Source organism: Citricoccus parietis (assembly GCF_042433045.1).
GTDB classification, from domain to species: Bacteria; Actinomycetota; Actinomycetes; order Actinomycetales; family Micrococcaceae; genus Citricoccus; species Citricoccus parietis.
The window spans coordinates 99,189-125,144 of sequence record NZ_JBHLWH010000014.1 but is presented as its reverse complement, the minus strand read 5'-3'; the positions used below and the strand labels follow the sequence as shown (position 1 = coordinate 125,144).

17 protein-coding genes and 1 tRNA gene are annotated in these 25,956 nt (G+C 70.3%); 13 read left to right on the top strand and 5 right to left on the bottom strand.

The genetic code is table 11. The annotated features are described in order from the left end of the window. Position 1 precedes the first annotated feature (1 nt). The 4 genes from ACFFIO_RS05580 to hemL all read left to right on the top strand — a co-directional run bounded on the left by ACFFIO_RS05580 (position 2) and on the right by hemL (position 4,224). Entirely contained in the window at positions 2–976 is a 975-nt protein-coding gene (locus ACFFIO_RS05580; protein WP_378040732.1) for an ABC transporter ATP-binding protein, read from the top strand. After that, the gene (locus ACFFIO_RS05575) at positions 966–1,817 is read left to right on the top strand and encodes an ABC transporter permease (RefSeq protein WP_378040598.1); all 852 of its coding nucleotides are present in this window, start codon (positions 966–968) and stop codon (positions 1,815–1,817) included. The genes ACFFIO_RS05580 and ACFFIO_RS05575 overlap by 11 nt, the downstream gene beginning before the upstream one ends. A gap of 71 nt (positions 1,818–1,888) precedes the next feature. Next, positions 1,889–2,875, top strand: coding sequence for a porphobilinogen synthase (hemB, locus tag ACFFIO_RS05570; RefSeq protein ID WP_378040597.1), 987 nt, complete (start codon positions 1,889–1,891; stop codon positions 2,873–2,875). Then, positions 2,875–4,224: a glutamate-1-semialdehyde 2,1-aminomutase gene (gene hemL / locus ACFFIO_RS05565; RefSeq protein ID WP_378040596.1), complete on the top strand. Its 1,350-nt coding sequence runs from the start codon at positions 2,875–2,877 to the stop codon at positions 4,222–4,224. The genes hemB and hemL overlap by 1 nt, the downstream gene beginning before the upstream one ends. A gap of 62 nt (positions 4,225–4,286) precedes the next feature. Here hemL and ACFFIO_RS05560 read toward each other — a convergent pair whose 3' ends face one another. After that, entirely contained in the window at positions 4,287–4,970 is a 684-nt protein-coding gene (locus tag ACFFIO_RS05560; protein ID WP_378040731.1) for a 3'-5' exonuclease, read from the bottom strand. Between the two features lie 177 nt (positions 4,971–5,147). Here ACFFIO_RS05560 and ACFFIO_RS05555 point away from each other — a divergent pair, with 177 nt between their 5' ends. The 3 genes from ACFFIO_RS05555 (at position 5,148) to ACFFIO_RS05545 (ending at position 12,492) form a co-directional block, all read left to right on the top strand. Beyond that, on the top strand, positions 5,148–5,543 hold the full coding sequence (locus ACFFIO_RS05555; protein WP_378040595.1) for an MGMT family protein: 396 nt from the start codon (positions 5,148–5,150) through the stop codon (positions 5,541–5,543). An 80-nt stretch (positions 5,544–5,623) separates the two neighbouring features. Further along, a complete protein-coding gene (locus ACFFIO_RS05550; protein ID WP_378040594.1) occupies positions 5,624–8,971 on the top strand; it encodes an ATP-dependent helicase in 3,348 nt (1,115 codons plus the stop codon). An 8-nt stretch (positions 8,972–8,979) separates the two neighbouring features. Next, complete coding sequence (locus ACFFIO_RS05545; protein WP_378040593.1) at positions 8,980–12,492, top strand: ATP-dependent helicase; 3,513 nt, start codon at positions 8,980–8,982, stop codon at positions 12,490–12,492. Between the two features lie 32 nt (positions 12,493–12,524). On the opposite strand, the gene ACFFIO_RS05540 is transcribed toward ACFFIO_RS05545, so the two are convergent. After that, a complete protein-coding gene (locus tag ACFFIO_RS05540) occupies positions 12,525–13,964 on the bottom strand; it encodes a phosphotransferase (protein ID WP_378040592.1) in 1,440 nt (479 codons plus the stop codon). A 210-nt stretch (positions 13,965–14,174) separates the two neighbouring features. Between ACFFIO_RS05540 and nudC the strand changes: the two genes are divergently transcribed. Then, complete coding sequence (nudC, locus tag ACFFIO_RS05535; RefSeq protein ID WP_378040591.1) at positions 14,175–15,185, top strand: NAD(+) diphosphatase; 1,011 nt, start codon at positions 14,175–14,177, stop codon at positions 15,183–15,185. Positions 15,186–15,205: 20 nt separating this feature from the next. After that, entirely contained in the window at positions 15,206–17,392 is a 2,187-nt protein-coding gene (locus tag ACFFIO_RS05530) for an ATP-dependent DNA helicase UvrD2 (RefSeq protein WP_378040590.1), read from the top strand. A 73-nt stretch (positions 17,393–17,465) separates the two neighbouring features. On the opposite strand, the gene ACFFIO_RS05525 is transcribed toward ACFFIO_RS05530, so the two are convergent. Continuing rightward, entirely contained in the window at positions 17,466–18,023 is a 558-nt protein-coding gene (locus ACFFIO_RS05525; protein WP_378040589.1) for a hypothetical protein, read from the bottom strand. A gap of 81 nt (positions 18,024–18,104) precedes the next feature. Further along, positions 18,105–18,557: a hypothetical protein gene (locus ACFFIO_RS05520; protein WP_378040588.1), complete on the bottom strand. Its 453-nt coding sequence runs from the start codon at positions 18,555–18,557 to the stop codon at positions 18,105–18,107. A gap of 205 nt (positions 18,558–18,762) precedes the next feature. Between ACFFIO_RS05520 and ACFFIO_RS05515 the strand changes: the two genes are divergently transcribed. Continuing rightward, the gene (locus tag ACFFIO_RS05515; protein ID WP_378040587.1) at positions 18,763–19,449 is read left to right on the top strand and encodes a M48 metallopeptidase family protein; all 687 of its coding nucleotides are present in this window, start codon (positions 18,763–18,765) and stop codon (positions 19,447–19,449) included. Between the two features lie 36 nt (positions 19,450–19,485). Here ACFFIO_RS05515 and ACFFIO_RS05510 read toward each other — a convergent pair whose 3' ends face one another. Further along, positions 19,486–20,910 carry a zinc-dependent metalloprotease gene (locus tag ACFFIO_RS05510; RefSeq protein WP_378040586.1) on the bottom strand — a complete coding sequence of 475 codons (1,425 nt, stop codon included), beginning with the start codon at positions 20,908–20,910 and terminating at the stop codon, positions 19,486–19,488. 219 nt (positions 20,911–21,129) lie between these two features. On the opposite strand from ACFFIO_RS05510, the gene ACFFIO_RS05505 reads away from it, so the two are divergent. The 3 genes from ACFFIO_RS05505 to ACFFIO_RS05495 all read left to right on the top strand — a co-directional run bounded on the left by ACFFIO_RS05505 (position 21,130) and on the right by ACFFIO_RS05495 (position 25,937). Further along, positions 21,130–22,311 carry a YlbL family protein gene (locus ACFFIO_RS05505; protein WP_378040585.1) on the top strand — a complete coding sequence of 394 codons (1,182 nt, stop codon included), beginning with the start codon at positions 21,130–21,132 and terminating at the stop codon, positions 22,309–22,311. 153 nt (positions 22,312–22,464) lie between these two features. Next, complete coding sequence (locus ACFFIO_RS05500; protein WP_378040584.1) at positions 22,465–25,626, top strand: UPF0182 family membrane protein; 3,162 nt, start codon at positions 22,465–22,467, stop codon at positions 25,624–25,626. A 237-nt stretch (positions 25,627–25,863) separates the two neighbouring features. Beyond that, a tRNA-Met gene (locus ACFFIO_RS05495) sits at positions 25,864–25,937 on the top strand. The last annotated feature ends 19 nt before the right edge of the window (positions 25,938–25,956 follow it).

Genomic DNA, 25,956 nt, shown 5'->3' with positions numbered 1-25,956 from the left:
CGTGCCCTCCGCCGACCATGGCGAGGCCGAGTCGGCCATCCGTACCCGGGGACTGAGCAAACGGTTCGGTGCCCGATTGGCCGTGGAGGGGCTGGACCTCGAGGTCCCCCGCGGCTCCGTGTTCGGCTTCCTGGGCCCCAACGGCTCCGGCAAGACCACCACCATCAGGATGCTGCTCGGCCTGGCCGCGCCGAGTGGTGGGACGATGAGCGTGCTCGGCCGGCCCATGCCCCAGGCCGCCATGGAGGTCCTGCCGCGCGTCGGGACCCTCGTGGAGGGCCCGGCGTTCTACCCCTACCTGACCGGGACGGCGAACCTGTTGCGCCTCGACGCGGCAAACCGGGCCACCGATCCCGCCACGCGGAAGCGGCGCATCGGCCGGGCCCTGGACCGGGTGGGCCTGGGGCAAGCGGCCGGGCTGGCCGTGCACGCCTACTCACTGGGTATGAAGCAGCGCCTCGGGCTGGCCAACGCGCTGGCCTCCGAGCGCGAGCTGCTGATCCTGGATGAACCGACCAACGGCCTGGACCCGCAGGGCACCCGGGAGGTCCGCCACCTCATCGGATCCCTGGCGGAGGACGGGGCCACCGTCTTCGTCTCCAGCCACCTGCTCAGCGAGATCGAGCAGGTCTGCACCCATGCGGCCGTGGTGGGCCGTGGCCGCCTGCTGGCCCAGGGGACGCTGGCCTCCCTGTTCGACGACGGCCCCCGCCGGATCCTCGTCCGCACCCGGGACGTCCCGCTCGCCGGGGACGTCCTGCGCGGCCTGGGCCTGGCGCCGGTCGATGAGGGCGTGCCCGCACCGGGTGCCGGGACATTGCGCGCCCCGCTGGGCGAGGACGGGCCGGAGCCCGAGCGGATCGTCGCCGCCCTCGTGGCAGCCGGGGTCGGGGTGCGCGGCGTCGAGGTGGAGCACGCCAGCCTGGAGGACCGGTTCGTGGAGCTGACGGGGGAGGGGTTCGACGTTGAGCAGTGACCCCGAGAGCCAGGTCCGTCCCACACGCACCGGAACGGTCCTGCTGGTCTCCGAACTGGGACTGCTCTTCCGGCGCCGGCGCACCTGGACGCTGCTGGCCGCACTGGCCGCGGTGCCCGTGCTCATGGGGGTGGCGGTGCGGGTGACGTCCGGGCCACCGCAGGGCAGGGGCCCGGCCTTCCTGGACCAGGTGGCCGCCAGCGGCCTGTTCCTGGCGGTGGCCGCGGTCATGGTCTGCATGCCCTTCTTCCTCCCCTTGACCGTCGCCGTCGTGGCGGGGGACTCGATCGCGGGGGAGGCCGCCCACGGCACGCTCCGGTACCTCCTGGTGGCCCCTGTCCGGCGGGCCGGTCTGTTGGCCGTGAAGTACGCGGTGGCGCTCGTCTTCTGCCTGGCCGCGGCGCTGGTGGTGGCCGCCGTCGGCGTGCTCACCGGGCTGGCGCTGTTCGGGACCGGACCGCTGGTGCTGCCCTCGGGGATGACCATCACCTCGGCGGAGACGCTCGGCCGGATCGGGCTGATGGTGCTCTACGCGACCGTCTCACTGAGCGGACTAGGCGCGATCGCCCTCTTCGTCTCCACGCTGACGGACGTGCCCGTCGGGGCGATGGCCGCCGCCGTGGTGCTGACCATCGTGGCGCAGATCCTCGGTGCCCTGCCCCAGCTGGCGTGGTTGCACCCCTGGCTGTTCACCCATCACTGGATGGGCTTCGCGGACCTGCTGCGCGCGCCCCTCCTCTGGGACTCGTTCCGGGAGAACGCGCTGCTGCAGGCAAGCTACGTGGCCGTGTTCGGGGCGCTCGCCTACGGCCGTTTCACCACGAAGGACGTGTTGAGCTAGCTCAGTAGACTGGGACGGCACCGACCGACCCACGGACCGTCGCAGACTGCCGAGAAAATGCCGAGGTACCCATGTCCTTTCCCACCCACCGTCCGCGCCGACTGCGCCAGAACGCCGCGATGCGCCGACTGGTCGCGGAGACCAGGATCCATCCGGCGGACCTGATCCTGCCGGTGTTCGTGCGGGAGGGCATCACCGAGCCGGTGGCGCTGCAGTCCATGCCGGGAGTCGTCCAGCACACCCGGGACACCCTGAAGGCCGCGGCCGCCGAGGCCGCCGGGCTGGGTGTGGGGGGCATCATGCTCTTCGGCATCCCCGAGACCCGGGATGCCACCGGCTCGGCCTCGCTGGACCCGGACGGGGTGCTCAATGACGGCATCCGCGCTGTCAAGGAGGAGGTCGGCGACTCCCTGGTCGTCATGTCCGACCTCTGCCTGGACGAGTTCACCGATCACGGACACTGCGGCGTCCTGACCGAGGGTGGGGCCGTGGACAACGACGCGACCCTGGAGATCTACGGCCGGATGGGCGTGGCCCAGGCGGAGGCCGGTGCCGACCTGGTGGGTCCTTCCGGGATGATGGACGGCCAGGTGGCCGTCATCCGTCAGGACCTGGACGACGCCGGCCACCAGGACACCGGGATCCTCGCCTACGCCGCGAAATACTCCTCGGCGTTCTACGGTCCCTTCCGCGAGGCCGTCGACTCCCAGCTCACGGGTGACCGCAAGACTTACCAGATGGATCCCGCCAACCGCCGCGAGGCCCTGCTCGAGGTCTCCCTGGACCTGGACGAAGGTGCGGACATGGTCATGGTCAAGCCCGCCATGAGCTACTTGGACATCCTGCGGGACGTGGCTGACGCCTCTGATGTACCCGTCTCCGCCTACCAGATCTCCGGGGAGTACGCGATGATCGAGGCCGCCGCGGCCAACGGCTGGATCGACCGTGACGCCGCCGTGATGGAGTCCGTGCTGTCCATCCGCCGGGCCGGGGCGGACACCGTGCTGACGTACTGGGCCACCGAGCTGGCCCGCTGGATCAAGGAAGGACGCCTCTGATGACCGAGACCACCTCGAACACCGCCAACACCGCTCCCACCACCAACGCCGCCCTGTATGACGCCGCCCGGGCCGTCATCCCCGGGGGCGTGAATTCCCCGGTCCGCGCCTTCGGCTCGGTCGGCGGTGCCCCGGTGTCCATGGTGAAGGCCGCCGGCCCCTACCTGACCGACGCCGAAGGCCGCGAGTACGTGGACCTGGTGTGCTCCTGGGGCCCCATGCTGCTGGGGCACAACCACCCCGCCGTCGTGGACGCTGTCCACCGGGCCGTGGATGCCGGGCTGTCCTTCGGCACCTCGACCCCGGACGAGCTGAGACTGGCCGAGCTGATCGCCGGGAAGGTCCCCGTGGACCGCGTCCGCATGGTCTCCACCGGCACCGAGGCCACCATGACCGCCATCCGCCTGGCCCGTGGCGCCACCGTACGCAACCTCGTGGTGAAGTTCGCCGGCTGCTACCACGGCCACTCGGACGGCTTGCTCGCCGCCGCCGGTTCCGGGGTCGCCACCCAGTCCCTGCCCGGGTCCGCCGGAGTGACCGAGGCTCAGGCCGCGGAGACCCTGGTGCTGCCCTACAACGACCGCTCCGCACTGGAGGAGACCTTCACGGCCCGCGGGCAGGAGATCGCCGCCGTCATCACCGAGGCCGCACCCTGCAACATGGGCGTGGTGACCCCGGAGGAGGGCTTCAACCAGTTCCTCCGCGGCATCACCGAAAGCCATGGCGCCCTGCTGATCTGGGACGAGGTGCTCACGGGCTTCCGTGCCTCGGAGACCGGCTACTGGGGCCTGTCCGGGAAGGTCGAGGGTTGGACCCCCGACCTGTGGACCTTCGGCAAGGTCATCGGCGGCGGCATGCCGACCGCAGCCGTGGCGGGCCGTGCCGAGGTCATGGACCTGCTGGCCCCCCTGGGACCCGTCTACCAGGCGGGCACCCTGTCCGGGAACCCGGTGGCCATGGCCGCCGGCCTGGCCACGTTGCAGAACGCCACGGGCGAGGTCTATGACGCGATCACCCGGCGCTCGCAGCAACTGGAGCAGATGCTCGTCGGGGCCCTGACCGAGGCCGGGGTGGACCACTCGATCCAGCGGGCCGGGACCCTGTTCTCGGTGGCGTTCGGCACCTCGGCCGGCGGTGTCCACAACTACGCCGACGCCCAGGCCCAGGACACCTTCCGGTATGCACCGTTCTTCCACGCGATGCTGGAGCACGGGGTCTACCTGCCACCGAGCGTCTTCGAGGCCTGGTTCGTCTCCTCCGCGCATGACGACTCCGCCATGGAGCGGATCGCCGCCGCCCTGCCGCATGCGGCCCGGGCTGCTGCCGCCGCGACCGCTCCGACCTCCTAGGGGTCGCCGACCTCTCAGGACGAGGTCCAGGGTGAGGATCAGGTGGAGGACGCGGACGAGCCCTATCGCAGCTGCACGGGCCAGTCGCCGTTGATCACGGCGGCGGGGTCCTTGCGGCGCAGGTAGTCCTGGAAGCTGGCGGCCTGCTCGGCCTTCCAGCGCACCTGGAGCGAGTGGAGCTCGGCCAGCCCGACCTGCAGGGCGGCGTACTTGACCGCCAGGCCGTCCGCCACGCCGACGGCCGCCAGTGAGTCCGCCGCGGAGGTGTGGGCGTCCAGGAGCGTCACGCCGTAGTGGGCGCAGACATCGGTCAGGGTGCGTTTGCCCTTGCGGAAGCGGTCCACCTGCTTGTCGATCACGAACGGGTCGATGATCCACCGGTTCTGCAGCGGTTCGAGGCCACGGCGGGCGAGCTCACGGTCCATGACGGTGAAGTCGTAGCAGGCGTTGAACGCGATGACCGGGATCCCGGCATCGAAGAAGTCCCGCAGGGTGTCGGCGATCTCCACGACGGCCTGGTCCGCGGGCATGCCCTCGGCCTGGGCCCTCTCGGTGCTCACCCCGTGGACGGCGGCGGCCTCCTCCGGGATCGGCACGCCGGGGTCCACCAGCCACTCGTAGCTGGCGGCGAGGTTGCCGTGCGGATCGACCACCACGAGGGAGGCGGTCACGATGAGGGCCTCGTTGGGGTCCCGGCCCGTGGTCTCCAGGTCGAAGCCGACACGGATCTGCTGGTGCCAGGGCAGCGCCGCGACGACCGCCTGGGCTGCCTGGACGGCGGGGTCCGAGACCGGCGCGGGGGCCGGCACTTCAGTGGGGGAGGATGCTGTTACGTCGCTCACGCCATCACGGTACCGCGTGGCACGGACGCCCTACACCCGCAACGCGGCCCGCTGTGGACAGGTCCGGCAGAATGGACACCCGTGGGCACCTTTCCCGACCTTCCCCCCGGACCATATGAGCTCTCTGAGGCGCTGGTCCTGGCTGCCCAGCTCGTCCCGCCGGGCCTTGCCGTGAGCTATGGGGGACTGGCCGGGCTGCTGGGTGCCGGCGGGCCGCGCCAGGCCGGCCGGGCGATGTCCCAGGCGCCCGAGGGGACCTGCTGGTGGCGGATCGTGCGCGCCGATGGTTCCCTGCCGGCGTCGTTGTCCGCGCGGGCGGCGCCGCACTACGCCGAGGAGCGCACACCGCTGAAGGGGCAGGCTGCCGGTCCTCCCGACGCCGGCCAGCTCGTGCGCGTGGACCTCGCCCGGGCACGCTGGTCACCGGACGAGGCCGCGAGGGCGGTGCTCGCGGAGCTGAAGGCCCGGCTGGGCTGATCAGTGGGGGTTTGGGGTCACGAGCCGGATTGACCAGTGTGGTTCGTTAAGTTGTCCGGGGCGGCTGGTTGAATGAAGACATGTCCCCCGAAGCGCAGCATGACGGCCTCCGCCTGACCGCACCGAAGCAGGTCCGCGCCGAGACCTTCACCCCCGATGCCGACCAACAGCAGGTACTGGACCTGGCTCCGGGGCACGGCGCGGTCCTGGTGCTCGGCGGACCCGGCACCGGACGCAGTACCCTCGCGGTGGAGTACGCGGCGCGGCGCATCGAGGCCGGGCTGGACCCCTCCCGGCTGCTGGTGCTGGCTCCGACCCGTCAGGCCTCCGCTCGGTTGAGGGACGCCCTGTCCGTGCGGTTGGACCAGGCCGGCCGGGGCACCCGTGCGGCCACGCCCGTGCGGACCTGGGCGGCGTATGCCTTCGACCTCATCCGCCGGGCCAGGACGGCAGGGTTCCTGCCGACGGTCGAGCGGACCCCGCGGCTGCTCTCCGGCGCGGAGCAGGACACGGTGATCGCGGAACTGCTGGAGTCCTACGCCTCCGGGGAGCGCGGCGGCCCGGACTGGCCCGAGGACCTCTCCGAGGCGGTGACCACCCGGGGGTTCCGCAAGGAGGTCCGCGAGCTGATCGACCGCACCAGCGAATATGGGATCGAACCCGGGCAGCTGGAGGACCTGGGCGGCCAGCACCGCCGCCCCGAGTGGACGGCCGCTGCCGTGCTCCTGCAGGACTACCGGGACCGGCTGGACCTCGGGATGAGCGAGGCGTTCGACCCGGCCGGGCTGATCACCACGGCCTCCCGCCTGCTGGAGGACTTCCCCGAGCTGCTGGACGCCGAGCGGGGAAGCCTGCCCGTGCTGGTGATCGACGACCTGCAGGAGGCGACACCCGCCGTGCACCGCCTCATCCGCGTCCTCGCCACCGGGCAGGACGTCATCGCGACGGCCAGCCCGGACACCGTGGTCCAGGGCTTCCGCGGCGCCCGGCCGGACCTCGTCCGCGACTACCCGGAGTGCCTGGCCACCGCCCAGCGGCCCGGCCGCACCCTGACCCTCACCACGGGCCACCGGATGGGCGGGGGAGTCCTGGCGGCTTGGCAACGGGTGGCCCGCCGGATCCCGGCACTGCCCGGCACACTGGCGCTGCGTCAGGAGCTCCTGCCGTCCCCGCCGGAGCCAAACCCGGAGGTGAAGGCCACGGTCCATGTCGTGGCCTCGCCCCCGCACGAGCAGCTCTTGGTGCTCCAACAGGTGCTGCACCTGCACCACCGCGGCGGCGTGCCCCTCGGGAACATGGCCGTCATCGCCCGCTCGGGGCCGCTCGTCGCCGAACTCGGACGGTACCTCGAGGCTGAGGGCATCCCCGTCAACCGCTCTGTGACGGACACCGTGCTCAAGACCGAGCCCGCCGTGACACCCCTGCTCTCCCTGCTCAGGACCGTCTCCACCCCGGCCGGGGAGCCGGACTCGGTGCTGGACCTGGACCGGGCGCTGTGGCTGGCCGGCGGCAGCTACGGAGGGGCGACGGCCCTGCACCTCCGCCAACTGCGCCAGCGCCTCCTGCAGGACGAACGCGCGGCCGGCGGCACCCGGTCCAGCACCGAGCTGCTCCTGCAGGCCTTCGAGGATCCGGAGGCGCTGGCGGACCACCCCGTCCCGGGGGCCGGCGTGCTGCGTCTAGCCCGGATGGTCTCGGCCGGCCGGGCCGCCGCGGCGGACCCGGCCGCCACCGCCGAGACCGTGCTGTGGGCCCTGTGGGCGGCCTCGGACCGGCCCGCGCGCTGGGAGCGGGAGGCCGTGACCGGTACCGGCCCCGCGGCCCGGCGCGCCGACCGGGACCTGGACGCCGTCGTCGGGCTCTTCCAGGCGGCCGAACGCTATGTGGACCAGTTTCCGGGGGCATCCCCGCTGGCCTTCGCCGACTACATGGAGGCCCAGGATCTGCCGATGGATTCCCTGGCCTCGACCGCCGTCCAGGAGGGGTCCGTGTCCGTGGTGACGCCGGCCTCCGCGGCCGGGAGGGAATGGGACGTGGTGATCATCGCGGGACTGCAGGACGGGGTCTGGCCCAACACCCGGCTGCGCGGACAGCTGCTCGGGGCCACGGACCTCGCCGATGTCGCCCAGGGCAAGGCCACCCGCATGGATCACCGCTCCCGGCTGGCCGAGGTGCGCCAGGATGAGCTGCGCAGCTTCGCCACCGCCGTCTCCCGAGCCCGGGAACGCGTCATCGGCATCGCCGTGTCCTCGGAGAACCACCAGCCCTCCGACTTCCTCGATCTCGTCGAGCCCTGGAGGGACGTGGAGAACGAGCGGCCCCTGACGGACGTGCCGCGACCCCTGACCGCCGGTGCCCTGGTGGCCGGGTTACGCCGCGAGCTGGAGCAGGAGGCCACCACCGGCCTGCAGGAACGTTCGCAGCAGCCCGATACGGTGGCCGCCCCCGGCGTGACGGGACACGGCACGGGGCCCGCGGGGCCGGAGCCGGCGGACGACGTCGGCCCGCCGGCCCGGGTGCGAGCGGCCGCCTCGGCCCTGTCCCGGCTGGCGGACGAGGGGATCCGCGGGGCGGATCCCGCCGACTGGTGGGGGCTGCTGCCACTGTCCACCGAGCAGCCGCTCGTGGACACCGCCTTGACAGCGGTGCCGGTGTCGCCGTCGCGGGTCGAATCGGCCCTGAAGTCACCGTTGAACTGGTTCATCTACCAGGCCGGCGGTCAGGCCGGGACCACCCAGGCCCAGTCCATCGGCACCTTCATCCACGCCATCGCGGAGCGCCACCCGGACGGCCCCGCCGAGGACCTCCTGGCCGAGCTGGAACGCCGGCTGCCGGGCCTCGGCCTGGAACCGGGATGGGAGGCGGAGCGGGTGGCCGCAGACGCGCGGCGCATGATCGGCTACTTCGTCGGGTATCTGCGCCAGATGGAGCAGGACGGCCGGTCGCGGGTCGCCGTGGAGCACCAGTTCCACCAGGAGCTGGAGCGTGACGGGCTGCGGGTCCAGATCAACGGCATCATCGACCGGCTGGAGAAGGACGCCGAGGGGCGGCCCTACGTGGTGGACCTCAAGACCGGCAAACGAGCACCCTCGAACGACGAGCTGCAGGAGTTGCCCCAGCTGGGCGTCTACCAGGCGGCCATCGCCGCGGGGGCCCTGCCGGCGGAGGACTTCGAGAGGCCCACCGAACCGGGCGGGGCCGCACTGGTCCAGCTGCGCACCACCAACAAGAGCGTCAAGATCCAGGGCCAGCCCGCGTTGGACCCGGGTCGACAGTGGGCGATCGAGCAGATCTTCACCGCGGCCCGCGCCATGATCGGGCCCCGGTACCTGGCGATCCACGGTGGTGCGGACAACCCCGGTTGTGCCCTGCCCGCCATCTGCCCGATCCACAGCATCGGAAGGCAAACCACCGAATGGCACCGATGAGTCCGGACGTGAGCACCGCCCGGTACAGCCCGGAGGAGCTGTCCCGGCTGCTGGGACAGCATGAGCCCACCGCCGAGCAGGCAGCCGTGATCACCTCGCCCCTGGAGCCCCGGCTCGTGGTGGCGGGGGCCGGCTCGGGGAAGACAGCGACCATGTCCGACCGGGTGGTGTGGCTGGTGGCCAACGGCTTCTCCGCCCCGGACCAGGTGCTCGGCGTGACCTTCACCCGCAAGGCTGCCGGCGAGTTGGCGCAGCGCATCAACCGCAAGCTCGATCTGCTGGTCGAATCGGGCCTGGACCTGTCCCCGGTGGCCTCCGACGCCGAGACCGAGGACGGACTGACGACGGAGGGTCCCGCCCGGGCAAGCGTCTCCACCTACCATTCCTATGCGAACACGCTCGTGCGGGACCACGGGATGCGCATCGGCCTGGAACCGGACACCGGCATGATCGGTGAGGCCCAGTCATACCAGCTGGTGTCCCGCATCGTGCGCGCCTACGAGGGCGACCTCGGCTTCGCGAACATCCCGGCCTCCACCCTGGTGAGGGGGACCATCAAGCTGGCCGCGGACTGTGCCGAACACCTTGTGGAACCCGACGAGGTGGAGAGATGCCTGGCCGAGAAACAGGTCTTCGGGGAGAACCTGCCGTTCAGCGAGAAGGCCGTCGAGGGCAGCAACGCCACGGTGGCCTCGGTGTTCACCATGCTCCGGCTGCGCCGGGTCATGTCCGAACTCGTGGTCGCGTACCGCCAGGCCAAGCACGACGCCGGCGTCATGGACTTCGGCGATTTGGTCCGGTATGCCGCGCGGATCGCCCAGGAGGTCCCCGCCGTCGGGGAGATCGAACGCTCCCGCTACCGGGTGGTGCTCCTGGACGAGTTCCAGGACACCTCCCATGCCCAGCTGGAGCTGTTCCGCGGGTTGTTCGGGGTGGACGGCCACCCGGTCACCGCCGTCGGCGACCCCAACCAGTCCATCTACGGATTCCGGGGGGCCTCCGCCGGTCAGCTGTTCTCCTTCCCGCACAGCTTCTCGGTGCCCGGCCCGGAGGGTGCGGCGGGCCCGGCGCCCGTCAGCTACCTGACCACGGCGTGGCGCAACTCCCTCACCGTGCTCGCGGCGGCCAATACGGTGGCGGACCCCCTCCGCAGCGAACCGGTGGGCGGAATCCAGGTGAAGCCGCTGGAGCCGTCGCCGGTGGCCGTCGAGGGCGAGGTCCGGGCCTCCTGGCTGCCGGACTCCGAGCAGGAGGCCGCGGCCGTCGTCGCCGCCCTGAAGGAGGCCGCACGCCAGGACCTGCCGGTGGCGAAGCGGCCCACGCGGGCGATCCTGTGCCGCACCCGCAGCCAGTTCGAACCGCTGATGGAGTCCATGAACGCCGCTGGCGTGCCCTATGAGGTCCTCGGGCTGTCCGGACTACTCTCCGTGCCCGAGGTGGCGGACCTCATCGCCGTGCTGCAGGTCATCTCCGATCCCAGCCGGTCTGACCACCTGATGCGCCTGCTGGCCGGTGCCCGCTGGCGCATCGGTGCGGCCGACCTGGTGGTGTTGCAGGAGCGGGCCGCGATGCTTGCCCGCACCCGGCGCCGCAGCCCCGGGGAGCCCGACGGCGGCGGGGCGGCCGAGCAGGACACCTCACCGGAGGAGGACGCCGAGTCCTCCTCCCTGATCGAGGCCCTGGACTGGCTCCCGGACCCCCACTGGACGAGCCGGTCCGGACGGAGCTTCAGCGCCCGGGGCCGGGAACGGCTGGAGCGGCTGTCACGGGAACTGCGCTACCTCGCCGGGCAGACCGGGCTGGACCTGACCGCCCTGATCCGGCTGGTCGAGTCCACCCTCGGGCTCGACATCGAGGTCGCTGCCCGGCCGGGACAGTCCGGAGTCACCGCCCGTCGGCACCTGGACGCCTTCCTGGACGCGGCCCGGGACTTCACCAACGGAGCCGCCGAAGGATCCGGCTCAGACCTCACGGCGTTCCTGGCCTGGCTCGAGGCCGCCGAGGAACGCGAGAAGGGCCTCGGCATCGCCGGCGTGGAACCCCGCCATGATGCCGTCCAGCTGCTCACGGCCCACGCCTCCAAGGGGCTGGAATGGGACATCGTGGCCGTGCCAGGGCTGGTGGACGGGCAGTTCCCCGGCAAGACCTTCGACACCTGGACCTCCGAACGCTCCGGACACCTGCCCTGGGATCTGCGGGGTGACCGGCACAGTCTGCCGCAGTGGAACACCGACTGGGAGAACCAACGGGACTGGGCCGGGCACGCCGTCGGGTGGTTCCTCAAGGGCCAGAAGGAGAACTACCCGGATTCCTACAAGGACAGTGCCGCCGTGCACCACCTCCAGGAGGAGCGGCGCCTGGCCTACGTGGCCTTCACCCGGGCCAGGACACTCCTGCTGCTCAGCGGCAGCCACTGGCGCGGTGTCACCAAGACCCCGTCCACACCGTCTCCGTTCCTGCAGGAGCTCCTCGACTCCAGCCGCGTACACATCACCACCGGCCCCTGGGCGGACCCGTCCGAGGCCGGGGAGGAGAACCCCTTCGCCGAGCGAAGGTTGTCCGCCTGGTGGCCGTTCGACCCGCTGGACGGTCCCGAGGTCCTCGTCATGGACCCCGCGGCCCCCGACGATCTCGACCGGGCGACGGCCCTGCCACCGAGGGCTCGTCCCCGTCGGGCGGCGCTGGAGACGGCAGCCCGCTGGGTGCGGGACGCCGATCCGCTGCGGGTTGAGGCAGACCAGACCGAGGCAGATCAGACCGAGGCCGAGCTGACCGAGGCCGACCTGAGAGAAGTCGGTGATGATGAGCCGGCCAGCGATCTGGCGCGTCAGGTGGAATGGGTCCTCGAACGGTCCACCCCGGTGAACCACCGTGGGAACCTGGTCGAGCTGCCCAGCCACGTCAGTGCCTCGACGTTCGTGGAGATGGCCAACGATCCCGAGGCCCTGGCCCGTCAGCTCCGGCGGCCGATGCCCCGTCCACCGGCCCATGCCGCCCGGCGGGGGACGGCCTTCCACGCCTGGGTGGAGGACCATTTCGGCAGCACCGGCATGCTGGACTTCGACGACCCGGAGGACTCGGCGGACCATTGGGTGGAGGATGCCCTGGACCTGGAGCCGATGAAGCAGAGCTTCCTGGCCAGCCGTTGGGCGGACAGGGTGCCTGCCTACATCGAGCCACCGGCGGAGACCACGGTCGGGGGAGTCACCCTGCGTGGCCGCATCGATGCCGTTTTCCGCGAGGGCGGTTCACCACAGGAGCCGAACGATCCGCAGGCGCGATGGGAGCTCGTCGACTGGAAGACCGGCGCGGTGCCCTCCGGCCGGGACCTGGAGGTCAAGTCCCTGCAGCTGGCCGTCTACCGACTGGCCTGGTCACGGCTGCACAACATCCCGCTGGAGAACATCAGTGCCTGCTTCGTCTACGTGGCGCACGGCACGGAGCGGGCCCTGCACAACCTGGCCGGCGAAGCTGAACTCGAGGCGATCCTGGCGCGGGCAGTCATGCCCCAGCGTGACTGATCCACGTCTATGCCGGGCCGGTCTTCATCGGTTCAGGACGGGTTTGAGGCCCGGCGGATGTCGAGTTGCCGGACCTCGTCCAGGTCCAGGGCCGTCGTCGGGGGCCCCTCCTGGTGGGGTGCCGCGGCATGGCTCCCAGAAAGATTGTGTTCAGAATCGTCGTTCTCGGAATCGCCCTGTTCTTCGGCGTGCTCCTGAACCTCGGTGCTGCTCACATGCTCGGCGTCTTCAGGGTCGTCAGCATTGTCCGGGTCGTCAGCATCGTCCGGGCCGACGGTCTCGCTCGGGTGGCCGGACTCGGCCGCATCTGCCGCCAGTTCGTCCGGCACCAGCTCATCCTCCGAGCCATCCGATGCCGCATCATGCGTCACCGACTGATCTGCACCAGGCGCTTCATCGGTGCCGTCTTGCTCGGGGGAGCGTGCGTGATCCATGATGACGGCGTCGTCATCGTCAGCGCCTTCCCCGGTGTCTTCATCGTCAGCAGGATCATCGGTGCTGGCGGGGGCAAGGCCCTGAGGATGCGCAGCGGGTTCCACAGCGGGCGCAGCGCTGATGACCTGCCCGCCGTGTTCCTCCACATCCGCCTCCAGTTCCTGCAGCATGGCCTCGGCCTCGGCGGCCATCTCCTCGTCATCGGCGGCGATGCCCCGGACGAGCCATTGGGCCAGGGCGAACTCGGCCGCCAGGACGGCCCGGCGCAACAGGTGCCCGTCCTGGACGGTTCCCCCGGACCGGTGCTGCCAGTAGGCCTTGACCACCTGGTCCGTGAACTCCTGGTTCCCGGAGGACGCCAGCCAGGCGAAGTCCTCGGCCGGATCGCCGATGTGCAGATCGGTCCACCCGGTCACCGAGACCAGCCGGCCCTGGTCCACGAGCAGGTTGTCCTCGTGCAGGTCTCCGTGGGCCACCACGGGGGAGAACTCCCAGAGCTCCATCTCCTCCAGCGCGTTCTCCCAGCGACGCAGCAGTATGGCGGGAATGCGGCCCGTGGTCGCGGCCTGGTCCAGCTCATTGAGGCGGCGCTGGCGGAACTGGTCCGCGGTGTAGACGGGAAGGTCGGCGTTCTCGACGACGGCGGCCGGCAGCGCGTGCACCGCGGCGATCACCCGCCCGATGTCATCGGGAGTCTTGCCGCCGAGCTCGGTGAGGTCCTCGAGCTCCATCTCCTCGCCCGGCATGTCGTGGTAGACGAAGGTGCGCATACCGTCGAGGCGAACCGCCCCGGCCACGGACGGCACCCGGAACGGCAGTCCGGCGCGGATGCCGGGCGTGAAGCCGGACAGCACCTGAAGCTCGGTCTCCAGCCGCATCGCCGCCTCCTCGTGGAGGGGGGACCGCACCCGCCACCGGCTTCCGTGGCGGTCGAAGACGACGGCGGCCGAGAAGTCCCGGGGATCGTCCGGGGAGCCGACCACACCGGTCGGGGACAGATCGGGGATGGCGGCGCTGGCCAAGGCAGCAAGTTCCATGGGCGTACGGTTCACACCCACCACCGTACTTTCCCGCCCCGGCGGCAGGGGGGCTCAGGTGCGGCGAGTCGCCGAATGACCGGACGTGGCGGATGGCGCCCTGGTGTGTCGCCGTGATGTGCCGCGGTGGTTCCAGCAGGACCCGGTCCTGCTCCACAGCCACTACCGGATCGACGCAACGGTGTCCGCACCGGGCGGTACCGTGGAGGTATGCGTACCTCGGACGAAATCCTTCCCGCCCTCGGCCGGCTTCCCCTGGCTCGGGAGAACGTGGACCGGGGTTGCGAGGAACGGGCCCGTGAGGGATGGCTGGAACAGGTCTGGGCGCAGCCGGAAGCCCGCGTGCTGTGGTTGACCGGCGGTCGTGCGCCCGTTCTCGGCGGTCAATTGGTCCTGGTCCGACCGGACGGTGAGCTGCCGGACGGTGCCGTGTACCTCGGCCGTTCGGCAGCCGGCGTCGAGCCTGATGCCGACGGGAGCGATCGGGAGACCCAGCCCCGGGCCGAACTGATCCTGCTGGTCGCCGACGAGCAGCCCACCCTCACGGAGGGAGAGGCCGGAGGCCGGCCGGTGAACCAGCCGGAACAGGTCGCCTGGGTCGGCCTGCGGGACGCGGCGGCGGCCCTGACAGACCGGGACGCCGGGGTCTTCGTGGAGGCCGTGGCGATCGCCAACTGGCATGCCGGGCACACGCATTGCCCGCGGTGCGGCACCCCGACCGCGATCACCCAGTCGGGCTGGGTCCGGGTGTGCCCGCAGGACCGCTCGGAGCACTTCCCGCGCACGGACCCGGCCATCATCGTGACGGTCACCGATCAGGATGACCGTGTGCTGCTGGGCAACAACGCCGCCTGGGGACCCGCGATGTACTCGACCTTGGCCGGCTTCGTGGAACCGGGGGAGTCGCTCGAGGCAGCTGTCGTCCGTGAGGTCCACGAGGAATCGAACCTGCGCATCCATTCACCCGTGTACCTGGGATCGCAGCCGTGGCCGTTCCCGCAGTCCCTCATGCTGGGCTATACAGCGGTGACCGACCATCCTGACGAGGCCGACGCGGACCGGGACGAGGTGGCCCACGTGCGGTGGTTCACGCGTGAGGAGCTGGAGGAGACGGTGGCCAGCGGAGACATCACCATCCCCGGGGCCGCGTCCATCTCCCGTGCCCTGATCGAACACTGGTTCGGCGGACCGCTGCCCGAACCGCGCACACTGCAGAACTGAACGACACCCTCCGGAGGACCGTGACCGACCACCCCGATATCGCCACAGACATCCTGGCGGGCCTGGACGCCGAGCAGCGCCAGGCCGCGACCACCCTCAACGGGCCCCTGTGCATCCTGGCCGGGGCCGGGACGGGCAAGACGCGCGCCATCACCCACCGCATCGCCCACGGCGTGCAGACCGGCGTCTACGACCCGCACCGCACCCTGGCACTGACCTTCACGGCCCGCGCCGCCGCCGAGATGCGCACCCGGCTGCGGGACCTCGGCACCCACGGGGTCCAGGCGCGGACCTTCCACTCGGCCGCCCTGCGCCAGCTGCAGTACTTCTGGCCCCAGGCGGTCGGCGGAGCCGTCCCCGAGTTGGTGGACCACAAGGTGAACATGCTCGCCGAGGCCGCTCGGCGCCTGCGCACCACCACTGACCGCGCCGCGCTGAGGGACCTGGCCGGCGAGATCGAGTGGGCCAAGGTCTCCATGCGTACCCCGGACTCGTATGCCGCCGCTGCGGCCGGCCGCGAGATGCCGACAGGCTGGGACGCCAACGGCGTGGCCCGGTTGTTCCAGGGGTACGAGGACGTCAAGACGGACCGGAACCTGATCGACTTCGAGGACGTCCTGCTGATCATGGTGGGCATCCTGGAGACGGAGCCGAAGATCGCCGCCCAGGTGCGGGACCAGTACCGCGTGTTCATCGTGGACGAGTATCAGGACGTCTCGCCTCTGCAGCACAGGTTGCTGGATCTTTGGCTGGGGGGACGGAACGAGCTGTGCGTGGTCGGGGACGCCTCTCAGACCATCTACTCCTTCACCGGGGCCACGTCCCGCTTCCTGCTCGACTTCCGCCAGGAACACTCCGACGCCACCATGGTCAAGCTCGTCCGGGATTACCGGTCCACCCCCGAGATCGTGGACCTCGCCAACCGGCTGTTGTCCGAACGCACCCGGCAACGGGTGCCCGTGCCAGGACCGGACGGTGTCCGTGGGTCGATGCCGCGGTGGGCCGAACCCCTGGAGCTCGTGTCCCAGCGGGACCACGGTCCGGCACCGGTGTTCGCCGAATGCTCGGACGATGAGGCCGAGGCCGGGTGGATCGCGGCCCAGGTGAAGCAACTGCTCGATGAGGGCATCCAGGCCGCAGAGATCGCGGTCCTGTTCCGCACGAACGGCCAGTCCCAGGCGTTCGAGTCCGCCTTTGCCGCCGCCGGCATCGGCTATCAGCTCCGGGGCGGAGAACGGTTCTTCTCCCGACGCGAGATCCGGGACGGCATACTGCAATTGCGGGCCGCGGCCCGGTCTGCCCAGGACGTATCCGGTGACCAGGTCCCCGGCCGGGTCAAGGACGTCCTGGCGTCCCTGGGCTACACCGAGGCGGCTCCGCAGGCTTCGGGTGCCACCCGCGAGAAATGGGAATCGCTCAACGCCCTGGTCGCCCTGTCCGAGGAACTGGCCACCACCCGTGGTGACCAGTTCACCCTCACGGACCTCGTGGCCGAACTGGACGAACGCGCGGCCAGCCAGCACGCGCCCACCGTCCAGGGCGTCACGCTGGCCTCACTCCACTCGGCCAAGGGCCTGGAATGGGACGCCGTCTTCCTCGTCGGACTCTCCGAGGGCCTCATGCCGATCAGCTTCGCGGACACCCAGGAGGACATCGACGAGGAACGGCGCCTGCTCTACGTGGGCATCACCCGCGCCCGGCTGCGTCTGTTCCTCACCTGGACCCTCTCCCGCGGCACCGGCGGACGCTCCACCCGCAAGCCCTCCCGTTTCCTGGACTCACTGGACCCCGAGGCGGACTCCCGGCATGGGGCCCAGAGCCAGGGCCGACGCCGGCCCGGCACCGCGGGAACGTCCGGTTCCGGTGCGCGCGGCTCGGGCCGCAAGCGCGCCCACCCGGCGCAGTGCCGCTCCTGTGGCACGCTGCTGGAGACCGGGGCCGAGCGCAAGACCGGCCGGTGCCTGGACTGCCCGCCGACCTATGACGAGGGATTGTTCGAGAACCTCAAGGCATGGCGCCTGTCCACGTCCCAGGAGGCCTCCATGCCGGCGTTCGTGGTGTTCACGGATGCCACCCTGGTGGCGATCGCCGAGGCCGCTCCGAAGACGCCGGCCGAACTGTTGCGCATCGCCGGGGTCGGCAAGTCCAAGCTGGAGAAGTACGGCGAGGATGTGCTCGAACTCGTCAACGGAACACCAACTGCCTGACTGACGGCCTGATGTCCTGACGGCCTGGCGACATGACGGTTTGGCGGTCCGACGGTTTGGCGGCCTGACAGTGTCATCCGGAGGTGGTACACCCGCACTCCGGGTGGGTGGCAACCGTGAGCGTGTCGATCCGGCTGCCGTCTCCGTGCACGTGCAGGACCGCACCCGCCGGGGCGGTTCCCGTCTCAGCCCATCGGATCACCTGGCGGGCCGCCAGGGCGCCGGCGGTCGTCGCCACGGCCACGTCCTCACGGCCGGCCCGTTGTCCCAGGAGGGCTGCGGTCCGCCGGTTCCGAGCCGGGTCCGCATCCCGGGCCGCGAGGTCCCAGCACAGGGGACACCGGCCCTGACCAGGCACGAACCAGGGGCCGATGAGTGCGTCGTCGTCCCGCATCACCACCGGCAACACCGGATGGTCGGCCGTGCGGGCGAGAGCGATGTAGTCATAGTCCGCGGCACCCCGGGTGACGCTGATCGTGAGGGCGCCCCCGGGGCCCGGGCGTACGGGGGAGGTGAGTGGCAGGACCACGGTGCCGAGGCCGGCGTCGTCCACGCGCCGTCCCAACGCGACGGGCCGGCTCCGGCCGAGGTCTGGGGCCAGGTAGGCGGTACCGAGATCCGCGGCCGTCACCGCCTGCGGATCCCACACCGCCAGCCGGCCGATGCCGGCGGCGGCCAGGACCCGGGCGATGACGGACCCGGTGCGCCCCAGTCACAGGATCTGGACCTGGATGCCCTGACGGCGGTCCAAGACCTCGGACACGCGCTCCAGTGCCTCGGTGCCGCGATTGCCAGGGGCACCATGAATGCCGTCAGTGTCACCAGTTCCATCGGTGCCGGTGGGCGCCGCGTCCAGGGCCAGCGCCATCGCCAGATCGTCGGCAAGCAGGTCGGCGGCATGGCCCGCGCCGGCGCGCGCGGGCGGATCATGCCACCGCAGGAAGTCCTCCAGGGACGACTCCAGGTCCCGGGCAACGGCCGGATCCAGGCCGCAACAGCGGGCGGCGTCCGCCTCCTGTCCGGCAGGGATCCCGTCGACGAGCCGCTGCAGGTACTCGACCGCGGCCGCTGAGCAGCCGGAAAGCTGGGTAGAGCGCGTTCCCGAGCCGATCTGAACGGTGTCCTCGGCGATCTGGAGCAGCGTGAGCCCGGGATCGAGACGCATGGAATCCTCTTTCATCAGGGGTGGACGGCCGGAAGTCGTCGGACGGCCCCCCACGGTGAAAGCGGGATGGTCTGCGCCGGTCGGGTCCGCCTCCGGAACGGGGCCGCCGTCTCATCGTGGCACCAACGTCGGTCCGGCGCGTGAGGTTATCCACAAGGGGGAGTCGATGTCCGCACCCTGGCGGAGGGAGCGGCAGAATGGGACCATGACGTCCTCACGGCCCGATGCCCGGCCTTCCACGCGAACCCCGGCCCGCACTGCGTCCGGGACCGGCCGTCGTCGTGCGTCGGGGCCCGGCGGCCCCGGGCGGGAGATCGAGGACCTGGAGGTGGATGGCACGTTCGTGAGGATCGTGCGGTCCTCGCGACGTACCCGCACCATCTCCGCTGCCTGGCGTGACGGCCGGGTCCAGGTCTCGGTGCCGATGGGCCTGGGCGCCGAAGCGGAACGGGACTGGGCGCGCCGGATGCTGAAGAAGGTGGCCTCACGGCAACCGGCGGGTCCCGACTCGGACGGGGACCTGCTGGCCCGCGCCCGGAAACTGGCCCGCACCTGGCTGGGCGGCGAGGTGGATCCAAGCGAGGTGGTGTGGTCCACCCGCCAGCAGCGCCGCTGGGGTTCGTGCACACCGACGACGGGCCGCATCCGCATCGCCGCCGAGGTGGCGGGGATGCCCGGGTGGGTGCTGGACGGCGTACTCGTCCATGAACTCGTGCACCTGAAGCACGGTGACCACTCGGCGGCGTTCCACGCGATGGCGGAACGCTATCCGCGGCAGAAGGAGGCCATGGCCTTCCTCAACGGCGTCAGCCACGCGACCGGGCGGGGCCTGACAGGGCCGGACGGAGAGCCGGACAGCGGTGAACCGGACACCGGCGATATGGACGACTGACTGGTCCGTTGACCAGCCGGTACCCCTGCTTCTGCCCTACTTCGTGTCGTCCCGAGAGGTGCCGTCGCCGTCGAACCCGCCCTCGAGGAGTCTGCGCAGCTCGTCGTCCAGGCCGGCCGACTCCTGTTCGCGGGTCTCGCGCCGGGTGACGTAGCCGTCCGGGTCGTCCAGGTCCTCGGCCGTGGGCTGCAGGTCGGGATGGCGCCAGATGGTGTCGCGGTATTCGCGGCCGTTGGCCTCGCCGATCTTCTCCCAGAGCGTGGCCGCCTCACGCAGCCGGCGTGGACGCAGGTCCAGGCCGACCAGGGTGCCGAAGGCGTGCTCCGCCGGGCCACCGGTGGCCCGGCGCCGATTGATGGTCTCCCGCAGGGCATTTGCCGCGTCCAGGGGCTTGGCGGCCTCGGTGACCACCACGTCCACCCAGCCCTCGATCAGTGCGAGGGTCAACTCGAGGCGCTCCAGTGCCGCCTTCTGCGTTCCGGTGGGCTCGGGGATGAACGACGCCCCGGCGAAGGCCTCCTGCATGGACTCCGGATCGGACGGGTCGATGGACCGGGCCGCCTCCTCGATCTTGGACATGTCGATGTGCACGCCCGAGGCATACTGCTCGATCGCCGCGTACAGGTCCCGTTCCAGCCAGGGGGAGTGCACGAACAGGCGCATGCGGGCCGCTTCCCGCAGGGCCAGGTAGATGCGGATCTGATCGTCCGGGACCTCGAGCCCGTCTCCGAACTCCTCGATGTTCACCGGGACCATGGCCAACTGGTGCCCGGCCACCGGGAAGCCAGAGTCGGTTCCGGAGAGGACCTCCTGGGCGAGGGCGCCGACGGCCTGGCCCAGCTGGAGGCCGAACATGGTGCCTCCCATGTTCTGCAGCATCGGCTGCATGCCGTCCAGCATGCCCTGCATCTCCTCGGGAACCTGGCCCGGCAGCTGGTCTCTCATGGCCCGGGACATGGCCTCGGACATGGAGACGGCAACGGGCTCGGTGAGTCGTTGCCAGGTGTCCATGGACGCCTCGACCCATTCGGCACGGGACCAGGCCTTGCCGAGCAGGCCGGTGGACTCGATCTCGGTGGCACCGTCCAACCAGAGTTCCGCCAGCCGCAGCGCCTCGTCGATCTCACGCCGGGCGAAGGTTCCGACAGTCGGGTCCTGCCCGGCGGCGGCCTGGCGCGCGGACTGCCGGGCCAGGGTCCAATTCACCGGGCCATCCTCGGGCGAGGACTGCATCATGGCCTGGAACTGCTGCATCATCTGGCTCATCATGGCCGGATCCAGCTGGGAGGGGTCGAACGGAAGGCCCCCGGGGCCGCCAGCACCATCGGCGCCGCCCATCTGTCCGAGGGCACGGCGCAGTTCCTCGGGATCGGGCCCACCCTCGCCGAACATGCGGCGGAGCATGTCGGACAGCGGGTCTTCGCCGTCGTGGGGACCGGGGCCGTTCGGGGGATTCGTCATGTCCACCAGCGTATCGGCGAGCCCTGACCGTGTCCGCAGTGAATCCACCGGTTCACTCTGGGCGCACAGGGGCATTGCGTCCCGCGCCACACCCCGCGCGCAGACCCCCTAGAATGGACGAAGACCAGAGCGGCCCGGGCAGCGGGCCGTACGCCTCTGCCCGCGGCTCGTTGGACCCATCGTCCCGGGGCAGTTTTCGTGAAGAACAGGTGCCCTGACGTGTCAGAGACCGGACACCCGCCGTCGTCGCCGTCGGACGTGCCCGGTTCCGTGACCCCGTCCGCGGACCAGCCACCGGCTGATGCGCCCCACCTGAGTGACGCCACTGACCTCAAGGCCTGGACGCGTCGCGCCCACGCCGGTCGCCGCCGTCGCCGCATCACCGCCGTGGCCGGTGCCGTGGCCGGTCTCCTGACCCTGACCGCAGTTGCCCTGCCCAGCCCGTTCATCATCGAGTCGCCCGGACCGACCTTCAACACCATCGGCGAGTTCGAGGGTGAGCCGGTGATCACCGTCAACGGTGCCGAGACGTACCCGACGGACGGCAACCTGGATCTGACCACGGTGTACGTGTCCGGGCCTCCGACTGGCTGGACGACGTTCCTGGACGTGATGAGCAGCTGGGTCAATCCGACCGCATCCGTCATCCCCCAGGAACTCGTCTACCCCTCCGGGACCACCTCTGAGGAGGTCAACGCGGAGAATTCGGCGGCCATGGCCACCTCCCAGAGCTGGGCCGTGGCCGCGGCGCTCGAGAACCTGGGCATCGACTACCGGCAGACCCTGTTCGTCGCCGGCTTCACCGATGACTCCCAGGCGACCGACCTGCTGCAGCCGGAGGACCAACTGGTCACGGCGGACGGAATCGAGGTCACCGGGCTCGAGGGGCTGAAGAACCGGCTCAACGACTCCGGCGGTGAACCGATTGAACTCGGCATCGTCCGGGACGGCCAGGAGCGCACCGTCGAGGTCCCCGTCTACGAGGGGGCCGAGGGGGAGTGGCTGATGGGCGTCTTCCTGGACTCGGACTTCGAGTTCCCGCTGGACGTGGCGATCACGCTGGAGAACGTCGGCGGTCCGAGCGCTGGGCTGATGTTCGCACTCGGGATCGTCGATGAGCTGACCCCCGGGGCCATGGCTGGCGGCCAGCACATCGCGGGTACCGGGACGATCGATCCGGATGGGACGGTCGGGGAGATCGGCGGGATAGTGCAGAAGGTCGCGGGCGCACAGGCTGGCGGAGCCCGTCATTTCCTGGCACCGGCGGGCAATTGTGCCGAGCTGGCGGGCAGCGTCCCCGAGGCGATCGAGGTCTACTCGGTGACCACCCTCGAACAGGCCCGGACCGTGGTCGAGACCGTGGGGAGTGGTGAAACGCCGCAGGCACCGACCTGCGGCTGATCGGGGCAGCGAAGAGTGAGCACGGCGCGCCACAGCGCGGTAGAACGCAGAACACGTAGGGACAATGCAAGACCAGGGACTTCGGTGGCCACACAGGGCCGCCAACGCAGTGCAGGACACGACCGGCGCCAGGGCGCAGATGGGTAAGGACACGTGAGTTTCGGACAAGGGTTTGGCGGTCTCTTCGGAGGACCGGACGATGGACGCGGCAACGACCGCGGAACAGGGGGCTCCGGCGGCCTGTTCGGTGGCCCGGGAAGCGGCGGACCGGGAGGTCCCGGTGGTCCCGGTGGTCCGGGGCAGCCGGCCGACCGCGGCGGTGATTCCCCGGCAGGACGCCCCGCCGGCTCCCGCCGCCCCTCGGCGCTGGTGCTCACCATCGTCGTCCTGGCCGTGCTCGTGGTCGCCTTCATGTTCTTCGCGGGTGTCTATGCCGATGTCCTCTGGTACAACCAGGTGGACTTCTCCGAGGTGTTCTGGACCGAGATCTGGACCCGTGCCGCGCTGTTCGCGATCGGCGGTGTGTTCATGGGGGCCGCCGTGTGGCTGTCCATGTGGCTGGCGTGGAGGTCTCGGCCCCAGAACGTGCAGAGCCAGACCCGTGATTCCCTCGCGCAGTACCAGAAGCAGCTCGAGCCCATGCGCCGCCTGGTGTTCATCGGCATCCCCGTGGTGATCGGCTTCTTCGCCGGTTCCGCCGCCATGAACGGGTGGCAGGACGTGCTGCTGTTCTTCAACCAGGAGCCCTACGGCCAGGTGGACCCGGAGTTCGGCCTGGACTTCATGTTCTACATGGCGACCCTGCCGTTCCTCGGTCTGATCGTCGGATTCCTGGTCTCGGTCGTGCTGATCGCCGGCATCGCCGGACTGCTCGTCCACTATCTCTACGGCAGCATCCGGGTGAAGGAGCAGGGCGGGGTCGTCATCGAATCGCCCGCCCGCATCCACCTGGGCGTCTTCGTGGCCCTGTTCCTCGTGCTGCAGGGCGGCAACTACTGGCTGGACCGCTACCGCACCCTGCAGTCGCAGAACGGCAATTGGGCCGGTGCCATGTACACCGACGTCAACGCCGTGATCCCGACCTCGACGATCCTCGCGGTAGCGGCTGCCCTGGTGGCCATCCTGTTCATCGTCACGGCCATCACCGGCAAGTGGCGGATCTCCTTGGTCGGCGCGGCTGGCCTGGTCATCGCCGCGATCGTGGCCGGTGCCGCCTATCCCTTCCTCATCCAGGAGTACCAGGTCAGGCCCTCCGAGGTGACGCTGGAGCAGGACTACATCAACCGCAACATCGAGCACACCCGCGAGGCCTACGGTCTGGCCGACGTGGAGTCCACCGACTACGCCGGTGCCACCGACGCCGAGCCCGGAAGCCTGGCCGAGGAAGCGGACAACACCGAGAACATCCGCCTGATGGACCCGAACCTGCTCTCGCGGACGTTCGGACAGCTGCAGCAATTCCGCCCGTACTACGCTTTCCCGGAGACCCTGCACGTGGACCGCTACGACGTGGAGGGAGAATCCCAGGACACCATCATCTCGGTCCGTGACGTCAACGTGGACCCCGCCTCGTCCTGGGTGAACCAGCACATCACTTACACCCACGGCTACGGCCTGGTGGCCGCGGACGCCTCCGAGGTGGCCGCCGGAGGACGCCCGTCCTTTTTGCTCTCCGGGATCCCGACCTCGGGCGCCCTGGGCAGCGATGAGACCTATGAGCCGCGCATCTACTTCGGCATGAACTCCCCGAGCTACTCGATCGTGGGCGCGCCGGAGGGGGCCCCGGAGCGCGAGCGTGACCGTCCGCAGGATGCCGCCAGTGACCAGGACACCACCTATACCTTCACCGGTGAGGGCGGTCCGTCCGTAGGCAGCTTCTTCAACCAGCTGGTCTACGCCATCAAGTTCGGTTCCACGGAGATCCTGTTGTCCTCGGACGTGAACTCCGAGTCACAGATCCTCTATGACCGCAGTCCGATCGAGCGCGTCCAGAAGGTCGCGCCGTATCTGACCGTGGACTCCAATGCCTACCCGGCCATCGTGGACGGCCGCGTGCAGTGGATCGTGGAGGGGTACACCACCTCGGATAAATTCCCGTACTCCACCGCCCAGCAACTGGACTCGGCGACCCGGGACGGCCTGAACACGGACGCCAACGCCAATCTGTCCGGCCAGGTGAACTACATGCGCAACTCCGTCAAGGCCACCGTGGACGCCTATGACGGCTCGGTTAGCCTGTACGCCTGGGACGAGGAGGACCCTCTGCTGAAGGCTTGGCAGAAGGTCTACCCGACCTCGCTGCAGCCGTACTCGGAGATGAGCGCCGAACTCATGGACCATGTGCGGTACCCCGAGGACATGTTCAAGGTCCAGAGGGAACTGCTTGGCCGCTACCACGTGACCAACCCGGTGGACTTCTACGAGAACAACGACGCGTGGTCCGTGCCGGCCGATCCGACCCAGGACGACGGCACGGTCAAGGTACCGCCGTACTACATGACCCTGCGTATGCCGGGCAAGGATGAGCCGGCCTTCTCGCTGACCAGCACATACATCCCGCAGATCACCCAGGGCGCTCAGCAGCGCAACGTGCTCTACGGCTTCCTGTCCGCCAACGGTGACGCGGGAACCGGCGAGGACGGCCAGAAGGCCGAGGGCTATGGGCACATCCAGCTCTTGGAACTGCCCCGCCAGACGGCGATCCCCGGTCCGGGCCAGGCTCAGGCGAACTTCGACTCCAACGCTCAGGTCTCCCAGGAACTGAACCTGTTGCGTCAGGGCGCGTCGGAGGTCATCAACGGCAACTTGATCACGTTGCCCGTTGCTGACGGCATCCTGTATGTCCAGCCGGTCTACATCCAGTCCACCGGTCCGACGTCCTACCCGACGCTGCGCCGGGTCCTCGTGTCCTACGGTGACGAGGTCGGTTTCGCCAGCACGCTCGAGGAGGCCCTGGACCAGGTGTTCGGGGGCGATTCCGGTGCCCAGACGGCGGACGGGGAGGACCCGGAGGCGGAGCCGGGTGGTGAACCTGGTTCGCAACCGGAAGTTCCTGAGACCCAGAGTCAACAGGAGCAACTCGGTCAGGCCCTGACCGACGCCAACGAGGCCATCCAGGCTTCCGAGGAGGCCATGGCCAATGGTGACTGGACGGCATATGGTGAGGCCCAGACCCGCCTGAACGAGGCGCTGTCCCGAGCGCTGGAGGCCGACGAGGCCATCCGTGGCGAGGCCGAGGAGGGTGCTGAGGCACCTGCCGACGGTGAGCAGGCTGAGCAGACCGAGCCGCCGGCCGAGGAGGGCACCGAGGGCTGACCCTTCGACCCCGCCTCATCCCATGCAGCAGGGGCCGCCGTCCGGATCACTCCGGGCGGCGGCCCCTGCTGCATCCGGTGGTGGGCGGTCAGTCCTGTGGGGCCACCGCACCCGTTCGAGGACGGGCCGATGACCGAGCGGTGGAGGCCAGATGAACGGGGACTGGCCGGTGGTGGACATCACGGTGGCCTCGATTTGGCTTTCCGGCAGTGACCCCCGTATAGTCATAGGAGTCGCCGCGGGGTGGAGCAGTTCGGTAGCTCGCCGGGCTCATAACCCGGAGGTCGCAAGTTCAAATCTTGCCCCCGCAACGAGAAGGGAAAACCCCCG